Here is an 18,353-nt window from a genome sequence, read left to right as displayed (position 1 = left end):
ACATAGACTGAATCAAAAGATAGATACAACCAAGTCCCTAACTCCTACCTTTTCGCTTCCACATCATACAGAAAGATAGAGAAAGGGGTATTACACACCAAATGAGAAAGCATTCATACGGTAAAGTTCTCGCTAAGCTGCTCATCCTCTCGATGATCGTATCCATGTTCAGCTTCAGTGGGGGCGCAGGTGCAGAACCTGCATCAGCTTCTCCGGGCAAGACCACCACTACTGCACTGAAAGATGTAGATCAATCTTACGCTGCCAAAGAAATTCAATCGTTAGTAGATTCCGGGATCATTGCTGGATATCCAGATGGGACATTCAAGCCCGAGGCGAGCATGACCCGTGCTGAATTAGCGAAAGTGCTGACCAAAGCGCTGCAATTAAAGCAGGATTCGCAAGCTGCTTCAACATTTGCAGACGTACCTGCTTCATCCTGGTATTCAAGTTATGTAGGAGCCCTCGTATCCAGCGGTATTGCTGAAGGAACTTCATCCAGAACATTTGCTCCGAACCAGCCTGTAACCAGAGAAGAACTAGCGGTCATTTTTATCAAAGCATTGCAAATGAAAGAAAGTGCTGACAAATGGAAGCCGGAACATCAGCCATTCGCTGACATGAATAAGGTAGCAATATGGGCAAAATCCTCTGTTATATACGCAGGTGCTCTTGAATTGATTCAAGGTGTGAAGCAGGAGAACAATATTGCCTTCTTGCCAAAGGCGGCCGCTGATCGCCAAGCGCTAGCGCGACTGACTTATGAAATTACAAGCAACAAAAATAAATATATTGCAAAAGATAAAGAGCTGATGAAAGATCCATCTAAGCCTAAAACATCTCAGACATCTTCAACATCATCATCCAGCTCTACATCTAGCTCTTCGTCTAGCAGTTCCGGCTCTGACTCCACATCTCAGACTTGTACAACCATAACCGAAATCAAGGATGCCGGATATTACGGAAATAATTGCATTACATCAGCAGGAACTTACGGCCCTGAAAAAGAAAGTGTGCCTTCATATGTCTATGGCAACCTGATCATCAAAACACCAAATGTTACGTTGCGTAATATCGTTATTAAAGGTGACTTGACGATCGGCGAAGAAGTCGGCCAAGGAGACGTAACCCTTGATCATGTCACTGTCGAAGGCTCGACGAGAGTATTAGGCGGCGGCAAGAACAGTATCCATTTCAATGGAACCGTGCTTGGCACTGTTATTGTTGATAAGCGTACAGGCGATGTTCGCCTAGCCATTAATGATGGCTCTACGGTCGAACTTATTACGGTTCAATCTGGCACAATCTTGGAGAACGAGCGTGGTCAAGTAACGAATGTCGTGCTTGCTAACGGACTTCCAGCCCATGCAGCAGTAGAGCTGCGCGGTGTATTCGAGACGGTCAATGTCGTTGCCTCCAACGTTCGTATTCATACTGCAGATTATGCAGCAATTCAGTCGCTCATCATTAATGCTCCTGTTACCGTAACCGGCAATGGTACAATTGTATCGGCTGATGTTCGAGCAGAGGGCGCTGTATTCAGCAGACTTCCTGAGAGCTGCCAAGGGTGTTCCGCAACCTCTAGCTTCGCAGTGGGCGGTCATATTGTAGACGTATCAAAACAGCCAGTAAAAGGGGCACATGTATCGTTCCGAGATATTACAACGCCAACCACTGGCAAGCCAGCAGCAGTTGTCGTTACGGATGAGAACGGATATTATCAAGTTGCACTGAAGCCAGGAACCTATTCCGCAGAGATATCTGGCGAAGGGTACATCGTGACTTATTTCACTGTCGTTATTACAAGTAGCGGATATGTATGGAACGAATCACCGGAGACGGCTATTAAATTAGCTGGAGAAAACGAAGTTCGAATCGTCCTTTCTTGGGGAGAAATCCCAAGAGACCTGGATTCCCATCTCTTGGGTCCAACTGTGGATGGTAAAGGCCGCTTCCACACTTGGTATTCGAGCCGGACATATTTTGCGAATAACGAACTTCAAGTTGATTTGGATCATGATGACACTTCGTCCTATGGTCCAGAAACAACAACCATTCGTAAAAAGAATGCAGGTACTTATCGTTTCTTTGTACACAATTATAGCGATGAAAGTCCATTAGGAGAGTCTGGGGCGATTGTCAAAGTATACAATGGCGCTACCAACGACCCTGCTTACTCACGTACACTTCAACCATCGGCTAACGATGATAGCAACAAATACCGTTACTGGGCCGTTTTTGAAATGGACATCAAAGCAGATGGATCCATCGATTTCCGTGACATCAACACATTGGATAAAACAGAGGAAGAAGCGAGCGGAATTACTCAGTTTGATACATCTGTAACTGCAGCCGTCTACTCCATTAATCCATTTAACAAATCCATATCAGGCATAATGGAAGGTACAACTGCCGGGGAGCTACTGCAAGCTATCCGTCCCGTTCGTGCACAGACCTCCATCCAAGTAACTTCTGCAGACGGAACGCCGCACTTGGATGCTGATACTGTAGTGAACGGTGACCTGCTAACCGTAACTTCTGAAAATCGCTTGCATAAAGAAGAGTATTCCTTGCATGTATCTGCTATTTTATCAAAAGCGGCAACGCCTTCCGTTACAGATACCGTATACTCGGATATGTCAACCTTCATCGTATTGGGTGAGCCTAACGGGTGGGTGCAATTTACAGATGCAAGCGGAACACAAATTTTCTCGGCACAATGTGATTCAAATGGAGAATGCACAATTTATAACAGCTATTATTTTGACCCTTATCTTAATCAAACATTGACACTTATCGCTCATGGAGAAGGTAAACTCCGCAGCGATGGAGTTCCCTTTGTTATTCATCATCGTTATATTTAGCGGTACTCTATTACGCTGATGGCACCTGAAGATCAGTATCCAGAGAGGCCGTACACATATTAATTGGAAAGTTACCCAAGAGGCTGATTTCTGCATGGACATTGCATGCTAAGAAATCAGCCTCTTTCTTGTGACCTATCTGAGTTCACAACTTCAGACCACATAGACAGCCCTTTTCTAATCGAAAAGAGCTGTTCTTTGTAACATGGCTGTCTTATTTTCATGCAATGCGTAAACATTTACGCTATTTCGAACGATGTTGTTCCTTCTGAATTGCCCTCTTCGAAGATTGATAATAATTCTGATCATGCGACAACAGCTCATATAGAGAAATAACTTCTAGCTTGTATGCAGGGTGCATAGCGAGAAAAAAGTTTCCGCATTTCTGATTAAAAACATCTCTATTAAACGCTAACACTTTAAGTGTTACTTCTTGCTTATTTTGTTCTTTAGGGTTGATACATCCCTCTATTAATAGTAAGAACGAACGATAGTATTAAATAGATTTTCTTCATCGTCACCCTCCTTCTTATTCAATTACCTATGGATAAGTAAAATCAGTCAAATGGTAAAAAAGAAAAACTAGGTGTGGGTTTGCCATATCTGTTGACAGGGAAAGAATTTGGGGGCTATTACTTCGTAGAGCATACTCCTAAAATGCCAAAAAACACACTTCAATAGAGTAGATTTTCATTTCTGATTTTTTCCTTAAATTATATTCAGAGTCTATTAAGTGGAATCTTATTAATTCAGTGTTAGCATAGAAATGGAGCAGCTCATATATTTATACATAGGAGGAAATGAAATGAATATCAAAAAAGCAATTCTAGCATCCCTGATCGTATCTAGTATGCTGGTCACTGTAGTTGGCCCGGTTCCTGTCGAAGCCGCAGCTGCACAAGAGCAGCAGCAACCGGAGAAGGTGAAGGTTCAGATCGACAAGAAGATAGCCGACAAGCTGAAAAAAGCAATGAAGGAATTGGCCGAAAAAGAAATCAAGCTGCAGGATGCTGGCGAGACTTACAAGGGTTTGGTTGGAAGTGCAACCGTTCGATCTGTGGATGGGAAATACTCGATTAGCTTCAATCCGAAAACAGAACAATTAGGGAATGGATTTGCAAATATCTCGATCGATGAAATTAGTAAAGAGGATCGGAATAAAGTCCTTAAAAGATTAAAAGAGTTGTATCCAAACAAAACCTATGTGCTGAGTAATGAAGTGGAAATGAGTCGACGATATGACGACAAACAGGGTAAATTTGTAGATACGAACTATTTTTTCACAGAGGAAGACTTCTATATCTCGCTCTATAAACCAGGTGCCGGGTCTGATGCAAAAGATCAACTCAATGGGTTCTCGATTAAAGTTGATGCGAAAGAACTTGATCCAAAATGGTCAAAAGCGGCAGCAGAATTAGTAAAAACAGCGTTCAATCACGAATTGAAAGAAGTGACGGAGGCAACACTCACACATGGTAATTTTGACTATGAAAAGGTGCTGGCCATACCGATGTGGGTATTGCAAGGAGACGGTGTTTACATTCAAATTGATACAAAGTCGGGAAAGGCGATAGAAGTCATTCACAAATCGCGTCTAAAGGAAAAGGTAACGACCGACAAGGAGATTACGGCAAAAGATGCAAAAGAAGTGATTGCTCCGCTGGCCCAAAAGGTGCTGGGTGTCGATATTAGCGGATGTGAAGTGGAGTGGGATAACAGACTGAAAGAGTACCGCTTCCACAATGACTATACGGACAAAAAGGACGGAAAGGTAGTCGCAACGAAGCTGAGAGCTGCATTGGATGCTGACAAAAACGCAGTGTATCTGGTGGGTGGAACAAACGCGATACACGGTTCGATGGAGACGATGGTGAAGTAGACGTTACAACCTTTTTACCTTACGCAGCAACGAGCCTGTGGATGCACATCCACAGGCTCGTTACATTTTCGATAAGTATGAAGGTTCTATCCCCCCTCATGGAGCTTCTCGCAAGAGAAGGGGTTGATTGCGCCGGAGAATATCTTCCCGAAGGCCGACGTTTGTTGAACCGCGAAGCAGCTCTCTTTACTTCGCTCGGTCATACCACACGCGCAAGTGATGGATCGCTGCTCCTGTGAAGGAGGAATGGCTTGCACCAAGCTCCTTCACATCGCGCAGACTTGCCGTGGAAGGACAAGTATCCTCCTTCATTGGTCTTGCCCAGTTCAAGACCAATGACAATCGGCTTGCCAAGCTTGTCCGCCTGCGAGAGCAGCCTCTTGGACGATTCATAGATCGAATCCGAGTTGTCCCGATATGCCATAATCGTCAAGGAGTCGAATCGCTCCAGCATCCAGCTGCTCACCTTGCCGTTCCCAGCCGGCATGTCCAAGCGCGGCAGCCAGAAGGGAACATCCGCAGCCATGTACAGGCCTGCCTCTCGCCCTTCCTCAAGCCAGATCTCCATGTTGTCGAGCCAGCTGTGGACGAGGCTCGCTTCATCCTGCGATCTTCTTTAATGATTACTGTTATCAAGGGTCGCCTGCAATTCGCGCTGCATCTGGTCAAGCGCATCACGAACCGTAGTTTTTTCATCGAGCATATCGGCCATGTAGGTTTGAGAGAGTTGATCCATCCTGATTAGAACCGGATCTGGAAGTCCTCTTAATGTATTGATCATATTGTTGTTAATCTTGTCCAATTTATAAAACACTTCCAACCTACTATCCTCATTGCTCGCAGGCTTTCTCGATGGCAGCTCGCCTGGGTTAATTTGAGTAAAAATCCGTCCATAGTCCTCGCCATTAATGTATTTAACAAGCTCCCATGCCTCTTCTGGATGCTGCGCTCCTACTGGTATAGCAAAGATTTCTTCCATGTTGATTCCATTCCCCGTCGTCGGGAATTCAGCACTTGCAGGATACGGCAATACTGTCCAATCCAAATCCTTAAACAGATTGTTGTTTCCTGTAAGAGCGCTGTACAGTATTGAGTCATCTACCGCCATCGCAATGTCCCCTATCAGGAAAGGATGATTTTTTTGATAAGAAGTTTTCACTGCCTCTTCTTTTTTCGCGGTTGTTTTTATTTCCGAAGATTTTAAATCAAAGCAGACTTCGGTTCTCACGCAATTTAATACGTTGCCGAAAACATGATCCCATCCCTGCGCATTTAGCGCGAACTGCTTATTTCTCGCATGAAAGAAGGACAATCCGCTTCCCTCTCCAATGTGAAGTGCCATCATATAAGGATTATCTGAATATTTCGTGTAAAGCCCATATTGCCTGTTCTCTTTTTCTTGATGCTGGAATTGTTGCGCAAGTTGGAAAATTTGATCCCACGTGAGTGGGTCGTTTGGAATAGGTATTCCCTTCTCTTTGAAGATGGTGTTGTTAATATAAAGTGCAGAAGCATTAAATGTCGGAGTCAGTCCGTATATTTCGCCTTGCTCACTTGATAGTGAATTGACGATAGCAGGCGCTATCGCTGCTAGATTAAAACTGTCTCTCTTTATCCAACTATTCAATGGTTGCAACTTCTGATTCTCGCTTAAATTGAAGTAATGATCCATAGAAATCACAATAATATCTGGTTGTTCCTTCTGAATTGCCCTCTCCAAAGATTGATAATAATTCTGATCATGCGACAATAGCTCATATAGAGAAATAACTTCTAGCTTGTATGCAGGGTGCGTGGCGAGAAAAAAGTTACCGTATTTTTGATTAAAAACATCTCTATTAAACGCTAACACTTTAAGTGTTACTTCTTGCTCATTCTGTTCTTTATTGTTGGTACATCCGACCATTAATAGTAAGAACGATAATATCACTATATAAATTTTCTTCATCGTCGCCCTCCTTTTATTCAATCACCTATGGGAACGCAGACGACTGCTCCCCTTTAATGGAGCCAACATCTGTATTCTTGGGTTCGCTATAATATTTAACAGGAAAAAGGCCACTTACGTGACCTTTTTAGTTTAGCAACAAGATAAATATTCAGACTCCATAAATTCACTACAATGAGAACATTTCCCATCACATGGGTAGCCAAAAGTAACGCATGTAACAGTTGATTCAAGCGGAGAACATTTATAATAATGTCTGTACTTAATTTGTTTTTTATCTCCGCAAGGATTCGACGTGCACTCATCCACAGAACCACAGGAACCATAAGGGCTGCTCAATTATATCACCTCCTTTCATGAAGAACACCCAACTTGGTATTGATAGCTATTCGCTTGTGATTGGAACATTTGATAGTACTGTCCACGTAAAAGTAGTAGTTCTTCATGGTTCCCTACTTCTATAACTCTGCCTTCATGGAGAACAATTATTTTATCTGCAGAAAGGCAACTTGCTAATCGATGGGATATTATTATTGCGGTTTTGCCTTTACAAATATCGATAAAACGATTAATTAATTTCACTTCACTTATTGGATCTAAGGAGGCTGTAGGCTCATCAAGGAAAATTATCTCTGCCTCTTTATATAACGCTCTTCCCAACGCAATTCTTTGCCACTGCCCACCTGATAGCTCTCTTCCATTATCAAGAGTATATCCCAGAGTGGTTTTTTCCTTTTCGGATAACATGTCTAAAAACTGAATGACTTCAGCTTCATTAATTGCTTTATTAAACTGTATTTGATTAATATCTTCTGTCTCACTTAATGCGATATTTTCTTCTATTGTAAGCTCATAATTCACAAAGTCTTGAAATAAAGCTGTCATTTTTCTATACAGTTCTTTTTGTGGGATATCTTCGATATCTTCCCCATCTATTAAAATTCTGCCTTCTTTTGCAGAATACAAACCTAACAAGCACTTTATTAATGTACTTTTACCTGATCCATTCTCCCCTACAATGGCTACGGTTTCCCCTTGAGAAATTGCAAAAGAAATGTTTTTTAAAATAAATGAATCACTATTAGGATATTTAAATGAAATATTCTCAACTGAAAATATATGAGTACGATCCACATGTTCTAATACAGCCATTTTTTTTGTTGTTTTTTCTGGAATAGTGATAAACTTATTCATATCTACTATATATAATCCTTGATTTATTAATGTACCAATTCCTCCAGATAACATTTTTATAGTAGCAGTACTCATTGAAAGTAATTGAGAATAGGCAACAAAATCCCCTATCGTTATATTATTATTTCTACCGATCAATATAATTCCCAGAATGAACAGTGCGTTGACCACTTGATGTAAGCTAACAATATTGAACTCTTTCTTCATCCTATATTTCTCAAGCTCGTATTGTTCATCCGAAGCCTTCCACGTCATTTTTTTCCCAAAGCTTTAAAATATACTTAGAGTGACCAAATAACTTGAACTCTTTGTGAACTGTTTTGTTGGTAAATAAACTAAAAAGATATTGACTCCTTCTTACTATTTGTAGTTGTGAATGTTCTTGTGAATATTGTTTGCGCGATGTAATTGCAATTGTATGAAGTGAAGGGGCTAAAAGAATTATTAGCAGAAATGCTAGGAGCCAATGAAGTTGGAATAATAAATATGTATATCCGCACAATATAATAATATTTTTAACAATGTCCATAATAGAGATGAAACAAATAACAATCCGGTTACCAATACCACTATTAATTCTTTGTATCAAATTATGATTTTCTTGCGTCTCAAAAAAGATCGATGGTAATTGTACAAGTTTATCTGCAATTTTCTTATCAACATAATAGTTCGCATATTGAGTCAATCTTGATCTAAGGAGTGTTTTTTTACTGTTAAATATTTGTCCCAAGATAAATAATAAAAGCTGCCCTACTATATAAATTAATGAATCGTAGACCTGGTTGCCCTGATTCAGTACTTCTGCAATGCTATCCGTTAACTTTTTTAATAAATACACTTGAGAGACTGGTATCAAAGATTCTGCTAGAGTTATCAGAATAATACCTATTAATCTATACTTTTGTCCTTTGCAAGAGATTTTCAGAACATACCGATAACTCCTAAAATAGGATAGTATATTCATTATTCTGATAAAGAAATATATAAAGGATATTCAGAAATAATAATATTATTCTCATCTAACAAGCAATATCGATAAGTACCTTCTTCAGTTACGGCAAACTTCACATTTACCGCTGCATCCATTCCTGGCATCATACAATTCAATCGATAGTTTTTAACTTCGATTATTAAGCTACTGAATACCACAACATGATCTGGAGCGTATACAACTAATTTATATGAAGTATTAAATTCAGAACTCGGAAGTAAAAATTTCAAGTGGACATCCGTAATAATGACGCTTGGAAAAATGTTTACTTGTATTGAATTTACCACATTGTTAAGTGAATGTTTTTTTGTTTTATGATCATAATTAATTTTCTCGGCAACTAAGATATTCGCTATGGTATTCATCTTACTTTCTTTACATATCATAAATATTTGTTGACCTCTCCTTTGGAGTGTATTTTCCCAGATGGGCTACTTATTAATATTCTCGTGAAATCCTGTTCTTTCAATAAATCTAAATCGAAAAACACCATTTTTTCATATCTCCAAACCTTTCTTTTTGCATTAAACAACCAAGAATTTGCTATAAATACAATTATTAAATCATTGTTAGGATCAAGTAACTGTTTATCAATTTGTTTAAAGTATGCTGATTTATAACTAACCAACAATATCTTAGAAAATTGCCTTTCTCCTTGTATTTTTTTAATAAATTTCTTTTCTTCAAATTTTATTTTAAACAAGAGTATTATACGGATTGCCATAAGACATAGCAATAAAGATGCAAGCACCACTGCCACTTCATTGTATATTCCCATTTATATCCCTCATGGTTTTGTATATCTTTATACCTTGATATAAGTTAGTACTGGTCAACAATAATAGAGTAATCAAATAATTGAAAGTACTAGTATCAACATTGGAATCTCTTTCTATAAAAACACTGATTGCACAAATTGAAATTAATATTATATTCCTTACAATCGGCATTTTGTTTAGCAGATTATTTTTTCCAAAGCAAGAACATTCAGTAGAACCAATAATGTTCTTTTGATATATTAATATGGCAATAAAAAACACAAGCAAAATAATGGTTAACAATTGTCTCCATGGACTAAAAAAATCGCTGAGGTGACAAACCGAAAATACGAGTTCTAAACCTATAAGCACGTAAATACTTGTTTTTTTAGTAAGGGTGGGATAAATTGAAGTTTCTCGATTTCTCGTTCAAAATCATATGTATTAGTCATTTTGGAATATACTGATAAAGCAAACACAAACCCTAGTAATAAATCTATACAATTATGAATCATGTTACAGTTCCTTATAAATTAAGGCCTGTATTTCCGAAACATTCGGTGTAAACATTTTTTCAATAATATTACCGTTCACATCAACTAGAATGCTGGTTGGTGTTTCATAAATATTTGCTTTTTCAAGTGGCTCTTTATAAGAAAAAACAGGAAAGGCAAACTGAAGTTCTCTTATTATCTCATTATTCTCTAATTCATCACCATCTGTAATCAAACTAAAATGACCATTACCATTAAAAATAGATAACTGGGGTAATAATTCAATACAATGTGCGCAGCTTAATGAAATAATACAATAAACACAAGGTTTGCTTATATTAGATATTTTAAACAACTTCGTAATGTTAGGAAGCTCAGTTACACTTTGGGCCTCTGACGCCTCATGATATTTTTTTGCTTTATTGAAAATATCACTCAATTTAACCATCTTCTTTACTCCCTTTGATCATTTTTTATAATCTTTCTTAAAGGTTTTTTTAATCTTTCAAAGGAAAATTCTTCTCCAACTGGCCCTGATTCTAAAACTTGACCTTTCCCGTTTAATGTTAATCCTAACGGGAAACTTTTCACTTGGAGTTCATATTTCATTACCTCCTTGTCCATATAGAACAAAGGAAACAAGTTATCCACATATTTTTTTAACATTTCAAATATGGTAGGTTCAGTGTGGATAAAAGTAGCAATATTTATTTTAGGATTTTTAGCACAAAACGTTTGAATTCCTTCCAGCGCTTGTTCACATGAAGAACAGGTTGTTGATAAAAATATAGCAATTAAGTAATTTGATTTAATAAGATCGTACAAAAATACTTGATTCACGGTATCAATCTGTATGTTGGGGATATAGTCACCAAGATCTAAACGAAAAGACGTCGGTTTTTTTAAGAACTTTCGATAATCCCCTTTGTTTTCAACGTTTTCCAAATCATCTCCCCCTATTCATAACTAACATATTTAATACACTAGACATCGATTATGAATTACAAATTAAAACTTTTTATAACCCTGTTTTTGGAATATCAAAAGTATATCATCGGTTTTTATGCATGTCTATGTATTTTTCTGTAGTATATTGGAAATAATATAGTTTGCTAGTTTTCACTGTACCTTCCTACATATTTCACATGTAGGAGACTGTCTCATAAATAATTTTTATTACCTAATGAAAAGACTGTCGGATTAAAAAAGGTCGAGTTAAGGTTACATTTCCCCTTAGACTCAACCTTTTGTTTCATCGTTGTCCGCTTGTTCCACGATATTCCTGATTACCAACCTTTCTAACATCATGTTTCCATCTCTTTGATTTCCCCCTAAGCACCGATGCTTCCCTAACAAGTGAACAATTTTTAACATAATACAGTAGGGCGCTGGCCAATTGAAACCTATTTTCGATCAATGAAACTTGAAATTGATCAACATCAAGTACGTTCCAGTGCAGATTTGGGGCGATCTTTCGCGTTACTTTCATTTGTTTCGTTATGCTATGCTGTGCTTACAAAAGAGAAAGCAACTTCATCGATGGACTTCTTTTGGACAACCCTTACTTGTTCATAATTTGAGGCCTTCTTGAGAAGCTTCATCTCCAACGGGGTTTCATTAATCAGTATAATAATGATTAATAAGAGCATTGCGTCCTGATCGCTCCAATATTAACATTGTTGGAATTTCCATTTATATTTATTTTTACCTTGTGACATAGCATTTAGCCCCATTCCCCTAGATTGAAAGTATGATTCAATCTTAGTATATGAGAGCTTGTACGAAACGTCGCCTCTTCAAGCACAATTCGACTTAAGAATGATTAGAAATGGCTAAGTTATATTTCCACCACTTACCTAAAGCAACTAAAGGTTAGTGGTGCCCCGGCCTATCAGATGTGTTTCAGCGGTTAAACTAAAAGGGCCGAGTTCGGGAAGTAATGCGAACCCGAACCAGACCCTTTACTTCACTCGGTCATACCACACGCGCAAGTGATGGATCGCTGCTCCTGCGAAGGAGGAATGGCTTGCACCAAGCTCCTTCACATCGCGCAGATGATCCTCGAAATAATCAAGCGGCTTGCCGTGGAAGGACAAGTAGCCTCCTTCATTGGTCTTGCCCAGTTCAAGACCAATGACAATCGGCTTGCCAAGCTTGTCCGCCTGCGAGAGCAGCCTCTTGGACGATTCATAGATCGAATCCGAGTTGTCCCGATATGCCATAATTGTCAAGGAGTCGAATTGCTCCAGCATCCAGCTGCTCACCTTGCCGTTCCCAGTCGGCATATCCAGGCGCGGCAGCCAGAAGGGAACATCCGCAGCCATGTACAGGCCTGCCTCTCGCCCTTCCTCCAGCCAGCTCTCCATGTTGTCGAGCCAGCTGTGGACGAGGCTCGCTTCATCCTGCTTCCATTCCGGCAATAAATAAGGCTCTACATCCAGATGAACACCAGCAAATCGCTCGCCTTCTGCGGCCTGCTGATTATAATCACTCACCCAACGAATGAATGACTTCCCTTCCTCCTCATGCCGTTCCTTTGCCCATTCGGGCGCACCGTTCAAGGCATGAACGTCAATCCCGGCTTCGTGCGCCTTCCGAATAAATTCACGGTAGGTGGTCTGCCCTACTCTGTCACTTATCTGCAAATAGACAAGATTCACGCCATTCGTGCGGCAGAACGAGACGATATCCTCCCCCGAATCGCGAATCCATTCCGTATCCCACAACCATGTTGCCTTCGTCCGATCCGTATCCGGAGAGCGAAGCGAGAATAGGACTGCGACACAGCAGCATAGCAGTAGCGTAATTAACACCCCCCGTGAACCTCGAGCGAATCGTAGAAATCTCCCTATCCTACTAACCCGAGGACGCATGGGATTCGTACCCGATTTAGACAAGAACCGCCTCTTCTACTTCTACATCTCGTTCGCTTTCTTGTTCGGTATAACCGAGCTTGTGAATGTTCGGGCGATGAATGCCCTTGAATGCATTGCGCGTATCCAATATCGGGATATTCAAATCCGCGAGCTGTTCGTAATCGAACGATTGATGGTTCGTAATCAGCACCATGCAGTCATATGTCTGGAACGCCGGCAAATCATAATCGATCGTATGCACCGTCTTGCCAGCCTTGTTCTTGAAGTGTGTCGCATGCGGATCATAATAATCGATCTGAGCACCGCTCGCCTTAAACAGCTCATAGATTTCAAGACCCGGGGATTCTCGCAAATCGTCGATGTTCGGCTTGTAGGCCATACCCAGAATCAATATTTTCGAGTTTTTAATCGACTTAGAGCTTTGATTCAAAATTCGTGATGTCTTCTCCATGACATGGTATGGCATATTGGCATTGGTAGCTTGTGCGATATCGATAAACTTGCTATAGAAACGATACCCCTTCGCTTTCCAAGACAGGTACATAGGGTCAAGCGGAATGCAGTGGCCGCCGATACCTGGTCCCGGATAGAAAGGCATGAATCCGAACGGCTTCGTCGCTGCAGCATCGATGACCTCCCAGATATCGATGCACATCCGGTCGCACATCATCGCCATCTCATTAATGAAGGCGATGTTGACACTGCGGAACGTATTTTCCAACAGCTTCGACATTTCTGCTACCTTCGTCGAAGTGACGGGAACGACGCTCTCTACGATATTGTCGTACAGTGCTGCTCCCAGCTTGAGGCAGGTTGGTGTCGTACCGCCAATGACCTTCGGTGTGTTGAATGTATTGAACTTCGGATTGGACGGATCCACACGCTCCGGTGAGAAGCAGAGGAAGAAGTCCTCTCCTGCTCGGTAACCCAAGGAGGCTTCAATTTCATGTTGAATCAGCTCTTCTGTCGTGCCTGGATATGTTGTACTCTCGAGCGTAATCAACAGGCCTTTCCGCATATATTTCTTAATTTGTTCCACAACACGCGTAATGTAGGATGTATCTGGATCTTGATTCTCGCTAAGTGGAGTCGGCACGCAAATGCTGACCGCATTAAGCAATTGAATATGACTGAAGTCAGTCGTCACGAACAACCGGCCTGTGTTCATGCACTGCGTCAACGTCTCATCGCTGATATCCTTAATATAGGAATGTCCGTTATGGATACTCTCGATCTTGCGTGAATCAACATCAATTCCGACGACCTGAAAGCCCTGCTTGCACATTTCAATGGCAAGCGGCAGACCGACATAGCCTAACCCGATGACTCCGATTACAGAAGTTTTGTGTGCGATTGCATGTTCTAAATTGGCAGCATACATGTTCACAGTTGTTCACCCTTCCATCCACTAGTTAATTGTGTATAGTTATGACAAACAGCGGCTAAGCCGTTCATCAAGTTCTACCGGCGAGAATGGCTTCGTAATATAGTCGCTAACGCCCTGCTCGAAGCAGTAATCTATCGTCTTTCCTACCCGTTGCTCGGACAGAATCACGATCTTCGGCTGCTTCACCAAATTCATTTTCTGAATTTGCGAAATGAACGGCAGACCATTAATCCCATATAAATTCAGCTCCGTTAAGATTAAATCGAATTGTCCTTCATGAATGACATCTAGCGCAGTCAAGGCATCTTCCGCTTCGTGCACCTCATACCCCTGCGAAGTTAGCCAAATGTTCAGGAACTCTCTTACGCTAGCATCGTGATCCACGACTAGGATGCGCTTCGCTCCTTCGAGCTGAAGGTGATCATGGAGAACCCGAATATGGGAGGAATCTGCAGCCGGCCAGTCGTTCCAACGACCGAGAATAATATCCTCTGCCTCCTGCGAATCTGCCACTGCGGCAACCGCACATACGATTGGCGTCCCTGCCAAACGCTCTTCCACCATGCTCTTCAGCATGAGTGCGTAATAATGCGTCTGATCCAGAGTAACGCGCGGCAGCATAACGGCAATTACATTCTGTGCTTCGGCATTAATCAGCTCAAATGGAATTTGCTCTCTCTCCAGCGTTGACCTGAGTTCAGCCTCCCACATATGGCCAAGCGGCTTCGCATGGATAAAGATAATGCCTACGCTATGTCCGGGATAACTCATCACCAGATGATTCACCGTTTGCTTGAAAGTCGGTACAAATTCGAGCTCTGCATTTCGTTCCATTACTTGAAGCATGTGCAGTCTCCACCTTCCCTGCGCCGATTAGGCGGTTTTCGTTTGTTCTCCTTCTTCATTCCAACTCTGACGCGTCATGGCTCCCCATGAATTGTTGTTCTGGAAAAATTGAATATGCCCTTGAATGCGCCATAGGCTGCCAAGCTGCCGATATCCGAAGAACATCAGCACACTGAATGCAAGCATTCGCACGAGATCGCTAATGCGCGGATAGCGCTTGAACGCAATCTCTTCCAGCAGAAGCGAGCCTACAGCTAGCAATAAACCCGATAAGAAGTTAATGAGCATAAATACCAGCACGACTTCCCAATGTGTCATGTCATACAGCGCATAACCGATTAAGGACATCAATCCCGTTACTTTGAAATAAGGATTGAGTGCTTCGAATATAATCGTATACGGCAGTGACAATAGACCGAACACCTTGTACTTCGGACGGAACGTCATATCGTAGTTCTCGATCATATTCTTCAAGTTCCCCCGCCCCAACGCTTACGCTGGTTGGACAGAATATGGTACGTATCCGGCGCCTGCGTCCAGCATACTGCCTCCGGACAGAAGGCAATTTTGTAAGGCAGTTTATTTTCCAGCATATAGCGATGAAGTTTGATAATGATGTTCATGTCCTCGCCTGGATAGCCATCGCGATATCCACCGACCTTAATGACATAGTCCTTGCGGAACAACCCGAATGCCCCCGACACAATAATCAGTCCATTAATCGCACTCCAGCCGATTCGACCGCCGAGGAACGCCTTTAAGTACTCCAGCGTTTGGAACATCGGCCACCATTTCTTCGGCAAGCGCACTTCCTTCACCGTTCCATTCTCAATCGAACAACCATTAGCGATGCGTACATTGCCTCCGATCGCCACATATCGCTCTGGATCGGACATATACATGGTTGTCATTTGAATTAAGGAATCCTTCTCCAGTAGCGAATCCGCATCAATGGACGAGATAAGCGGGTAATGCGAGAAATTGATGCCTGCATTTAAGGAATCCGCCTTCCCTCCGTTCGCCTTATCAATGACATAGAGGAATGGATATTCTGGATTATGATAGACAGCATTGATCTTGGTACAATTCACGGCATACCGAATGGACAAGTTATCCATGCGATATAGGGCGAACTCCTCGATCAACACGTTCAAAGTCTCATCCTTGGAGCCGTCATTGATGACGATAACCTCATAGGTTGGATAATTCAGCGTCATTAATGACTTTACATTTTCGATAATCGTCAGCTCTTCATTGTAGGATGGTACCAGCAGCGAGACCGGCGGGACATGCTCTGAACCCGCTATCGTCCCGCTTAGTGCGTAACGTTTTCGGCGAACGATTGAGAAAATGCTTTTGAACGAGAAGAGCATGATGCCGAAGTAAATACTATTGACGACGATCACATAGTACATGGCGAATAAGCCGTACATGAGAAGCAGGTCTCTAAGCAGAATAATCGCCTCCTACGCTTCGAAATATCGGTGCTGTCGCAGCCTTGCCGAAATACTGCTCATATAAAAGCCGCTTCGTTGCTTGGCTGGACACGTGTTTCCGCCGATTCGTATTGTAATGCTCGCGCAGAAGCTCCTCTTGAATACGGTCTTTGGCCATATCCGACTTGTAAGGATCATCTCTCTCAAGTGCTGCTTCACACAGCGCGCGGAAGCCCTCATCCCCCATCGTTGCTAAGCTCTTCGAGCTGTAATACCGAACCCACCAGTTAGAATCCGTCAATGCTTCCTTCAAGATGACAATGCTGGCAGTATGATTGTACGTGCTGAGCGACTCTGCAACAGCCGCCCGCACTTCCCACTCAGGATCCTTGAACCAACTGCATAATGTCTCCTTCGTCAGCACATTGCCGGTGCGCACCAGCAGCTTAATCGCTAAGGAGCGTATATCCTTGTCTTTGTTGTCAGCAAGCTTGAACAATGCAGGCGTAAGTTCTGCACCAGCATGCCCGCGCAGCGCCAGCAGAGCTGTCTTCACCAGACGATTATTGCTATCCGCTAAGCATCCAACAAGAAGTGGTGTCACGTCTAACGTTGATTCCTCCAATATCTCTGCAGCAAACAGCTCATTATGCTGTTCACGGCTCGCAAGCTCATCCAGCATTCCCCTCAGAGATGCCGTATCGTCCGCGCATTTCGCAACAGCTCGGGCAATAACTCGAATCAGCTCTGCCGACTTCTCCTGCTTAAGCAGTTCCAGCAGCTGCGGAACCGCTCTGGACGATCTCATACCTCCCAAGCGGAAGGCCGCTTGCATCTGCTTCGCGTAGAACATACTGTTCAGATTCTTCATATCCAATTGAACGAGCCCCATATCTTCGCACAGCTTCGTTAGCTTGTCACGCTGAGTCCCACGGAATTTCTCAATCCATTCGATCAGCTTGTCTTGGATAACCCTAGCCTCCAATTGTGCAACTGCCCCCTTCGGCGGCTGGAAGGAACCCTCGTCACCAATATGACGCTGCAAATAGATAAAATAAGGTTTATATTTCTTCATGATCGCGTCCCGTTGCTGCATCAGCCGTATATTTCGGGCTTTCATGATGAGCAGTATCAATACGCCGAAGCCAATCAGGCCCAGACAGACGTAGATGAAAGACACAGCAAGGTCTAACTTTGTATACATGTAACGTGTGCCTCCTTTGTTCCATGAGAAGTGGCAGTTCTTCAAGCCCCTATCAATGTTGCTTTCAGCAAGGAACTTGCCGAACCGCTTTCGGAAGTCGCATGCCACCTATGGGTGACCGCATGTGTCATGGAAGACGATGGAACACTTCCTTCATATCGTAATAGCTTTGCTTCAAGCGTTCTGTATAGCCAACTTTATCCCACTGTTTCCATGTGTATACTTGGATATTGTGTAAAGAGTAGTTCTTCCATGCACGAGTTTGTGCACCTGTCGATGAATTCCCTCCTCGTTCCACAACCCAAGGCAAGAATTGTATCCCTTCTGTTGCAATCGTCGGCAGATCTCGCTTTCGTTCCACGTCGCCATATGAAATGACTTGCTTCGTACTCGGGTCTGCGAAACCAAGCAGCATCCACGGAATTCGAATTTCGACGGTGTCGCCCTTCGCCTCCCAAGCTGCAAGCGAGTTGTAT

15 protein-coding genes and 2 pseudogenes are annotated in these 18,353 nt (G+C 42.2%); 2 read left to right on the top strand and 15 right to left on the bottom strand.

What is annotated here, in order from left to right; genetic code table 11:
• The first annotated feature begins 101 nt into the window (after window positions 1–101).
• Window positions 102–2,864 carry an S-layer homology domain-containing protein gene (locus AZ66_RS16365; RefSeq protein WP_044355812.1) on the top strand — a complete coding sequence of 921 codons (2,763 nt, stop codon included), beginning with the start codon at window positions 102–104 and terminating at the stop codon, window positions 2,862–2,864.
• Between the two features lie 805 nt (window positions 2,865–3,669).
• Complete coding sequence (locus AZ66_RS16360) at window positions 3,670–4,743, top strand: hypothetical protein (RefSeq protein WP_044355811.1); 1,074 nt, start codon at window positions 3,670–3,672, stop codon at window positions 4,741–4,743.
• Window positions 4,744–4,942: 199 nt separating this feature from the next.
• Here the strand turns inward: AZ66_RS16360 and AZ66_RS16355 are convergent, their stop codons facing one another.
• The 15 genes and pseudogenes from AZ66_RS16355 to AZ66_RS31925 form a co-directional block, all read right to left on the bottom strand.
• Entirely contained in the window at window positions 4,943–5,311 is a 369-nt protein-coding gene (locus AZ66_RS16355; protein WP_052648561.1) for a hypothetical protein, read from the bottom strand.
• 48 nt (window positions 5,312–5,359) lie between these two features.
• Complete coding sequence (locus AZ66_RS16350) at window positions 5,360–6,691, bottom strand: ABC transporter substrate-binding protein (RefSeq protein ID WP_044355809.1); 1,332 nt, start codon at window positions 6,689–6,691, stop codon at window positions 5,360–5,362.
• A gap of 354 nt (window positions 6,692–7,045) precedes the next feature.
• Window positions 7,046–8,092, bottom strand: coding sequence for an ABC transporter ATP-binding protein (locus tag AZ66_RS16340; RefSeq protein WP_197081718.1), 1,047 nt, complete (start codon window positions 8,090–8,092; stop codon window positions 7,046–7,048).
• Between the two features lie 25 nt (window positions 8,093–8,117).
• Window positions 8,118–8,849 (bottom strand): ABC transporter transmembrane domain-containing protein, encoded by a 732-nt coding sequence (locus AZ66_RS33805; RefSeq protein ID WP_044355806.1) that lies wholly within the window; start codon window positions 8,847–8,849, stop codon window positions 8,118–8,120.
• Complete coding sequence (locus AZ66_RS16330; RefSeq protein ID WP_156159988.1) at window positions 8,849–9,241, bottom strand: hypothetical protein; 393 nt, start codon at window positions 9,239–9,241, stop codon at window positions 8,849–8,851. Before AZ66_RS16330 ends, AZ66_RS33805 begins: the two co-directional genes overlap by 1 nt.
• A 17-nt stretch (window positions 9,242–9,258) precedes the next feature.
• On the bottom strand, window positions 9,259–9,654 hold the full coding sequence (locus AZ66_RS16325) for a hypothetical protein (RefSeq protein WP_044355802.1): 396 nt from the start codon (window positions 9,652–9,654) through the stop codon (window positions 9,259–9,261).
• Window positions 9,638–10,042 (bottom strand): MauE/DoxX family redox-associated membrane protein, encoded by a 405-nt coding sequence (locus tag AZ66_RS33800; protein ID WP_442950301.1) that lies wholly within the window; start codon window positions 10,040–10,042, stop codon window positions 9,638–9,640. Before AZ66_RS33800 ends, AZ66_RS16325 begins: the two co-directional genes overlap by 17 nt.
• Window positions 10,043–10,150: 108 nt before the next feature.
• The gene (locus tag AZ66_RS29945; RefSeq protein ID WP_052648560.1) at window positions 10,151–10,576 is read right to left on the bottom strand and encodes a TlpA family protein disulfide reductase; all 426 of its coding nucleotides are present in this window, start codon (window positions 10,574–10,576) and stop codon (window positions 10,151–10,153) included.
• Between the two features lie 5 nt (window positions 10,577–10,581).
• A complete protein-coding gene (locus AZ66_RS16315) occupies window positions 10,582–11,073 on the bottom strand; it encodes a hypothetical protein (RefSeq protein WP_044355801.1) in 492 nt (163 codons plus the stop codon).
• 1,016 nt (window positions 11,074–12,089) lie between these two features.
• On the bottom strand, window positions 12,090–12,941 hold the full coding sequence (locus AZ66_RS16310) for an SGNH/GDSL hydrolase family protein (protein WP_197081716.1): 852 nt from the start codon (window positions 12,939–12,941) through the stop codon (window positions 12,090–12,092).
• 76 nt (window positions 12,942–13,017) lie between these two features.
• Window positions 13,018–14,391, bottom strand: a complete 1,374-nt coding sequence (locus AZ66_RS16305) for a nucleotide sugar dehydrogenase (RefSeq protein WP_425311544.1) — start codon at window positions 14,389–14,391, stop codon at window positions 13,018–13,020.
• Window positions 14,392–14,430: 39 nt separating this feature from the next.
• Entirely contained in the window at window positions 14,431–15,237 is an 807-nt protein-coding gene (locus AZ66_RS16300) for a response regulator (protein ID WP_021259988.1), read from the bottom strand.
• Between the two features lie 27 nt (window positions 15,238–15,264).
• Window positions 15,265–16,652, bottom strand: a pseudogene (locus tag AZ66_RS16295) (glycosyltransferase family 2 protein).
• A gap of 31 nt (window positions 16,653–16,683) precedes the next feature.
• Entirely contained in the window at window positions 16,684–17,877 is a 1,194-nt protein-coding gene (locus AZ66_RS16290) for a HEAT repeat domain-containing protein (protein ID WP_044355800.1), read from the bottom strand.
• Window positions 17,878–18,004: 127 nt separating this feature from the next.
• Window positions 18,005–18,353 (bottom strand): annotated as a pseudogene (locus AZ66_RS31925) (hypothetical protein); the annotation flags it as partial.

Origin of the sequence: Paenibacillus sp. E194 (assembly GCF_000935845.1) — a bacterium.
Lineage (GTDB): Bacteria > Bacillota > Bacilli > Paenibacillales > Paenibacillaceae > Paenibacillus_B > Paenibacillus_B alvei_B.
Note: the sequence above shows the minus strand (reverse complement) of the source record. Positions and strands in the feature narration are given on the sequence as shown.

What these genes read in the sequence shown, in the direction of transcription:
- AZ66_RS16365 (WP_044355812.1), top strand. Translation starts at nt 102, where the DNA reads ATGAGAAAGCATTCATACGGTAAAGTTCTCGCTAAGCTGCTCATCCTC.
- AZ66_RS16360 (WP_044355811.1), top strand. Translation starts at nt 3,670, where the DNA reads ATGAATATCAAAAAAGCAATTCTAGCATCCCTGATCGTATCTAGTATG.
- AZ66_RS16355 (WP_052648561.1), bottom strand. Translation starts at nt 5,311, where the DNA reads ATGGAGATCTGGCTTGAGGAAGGGCGAGAGGCAGGCCTGTACATGGCT.
- AZ66_RS16350 (WP_044355809.1), bottom strand. Translation starts at nt 6,691, where the DNA reads ATGAAGAAAATTTATATAGTGATATTATCGTTCTTACTATTAATGGTC.
- AZ66_RS16340 (WP_197081718.1), bottom strand. Translation starts at nt 8,092, where the DNA reads ATGAAGAAAGAGTTCAATATTGTTAGCTTACATCAAGTGGTCAACGCA.
- AZ66_RS33805 (WP_044355806.1), bottom strand. Translation starts at nt 8,849, where the DNA reads ATGAATATACTATCCTATTTTAGGAGTTATCGGTATGTTCTGAAAATC.
- AZ66_RS16330 (WP_156159988.1), bottom strand. Translation starts at nt 9,241, where the DNA reads ATGAATACCATAGCGAATATCTTAGTTGCCGAGAAAATTAATTATGAT.
- AZ66_RS16325 (WP_044355802.1), bottom strand. Translation starts at nt 9,654, where the DNA reads ATGGGAATATACAATGAAGTGGCAGTGGTGCTTGCATCTTTATTGCTA.
- AZ66_RS29945 (WP_052648560.1), bottom strand. Translation starts at nt 10,576, where the DNA reads ATGGTTAAATTGAGTGATATTTTCAATAAAGCAAAAAAATATCATGAG.
- AZ66_RS16300 (WP_021259988.1), bottom strand. Translation starts at nt 15,237, where the DNA reads ATGCTTCAAGTAATGGAACGAAATGCAGAGCTCGAATTTGTACCGACT.
- AZ66_RS16290 (WP_044355800.1), bottom strand. Translation starts at nt 17,877, where the DNA reads ATGTATACAAAGTTAGACCTTGCTGTGTCTTTCATCTACGTCTGTCTG.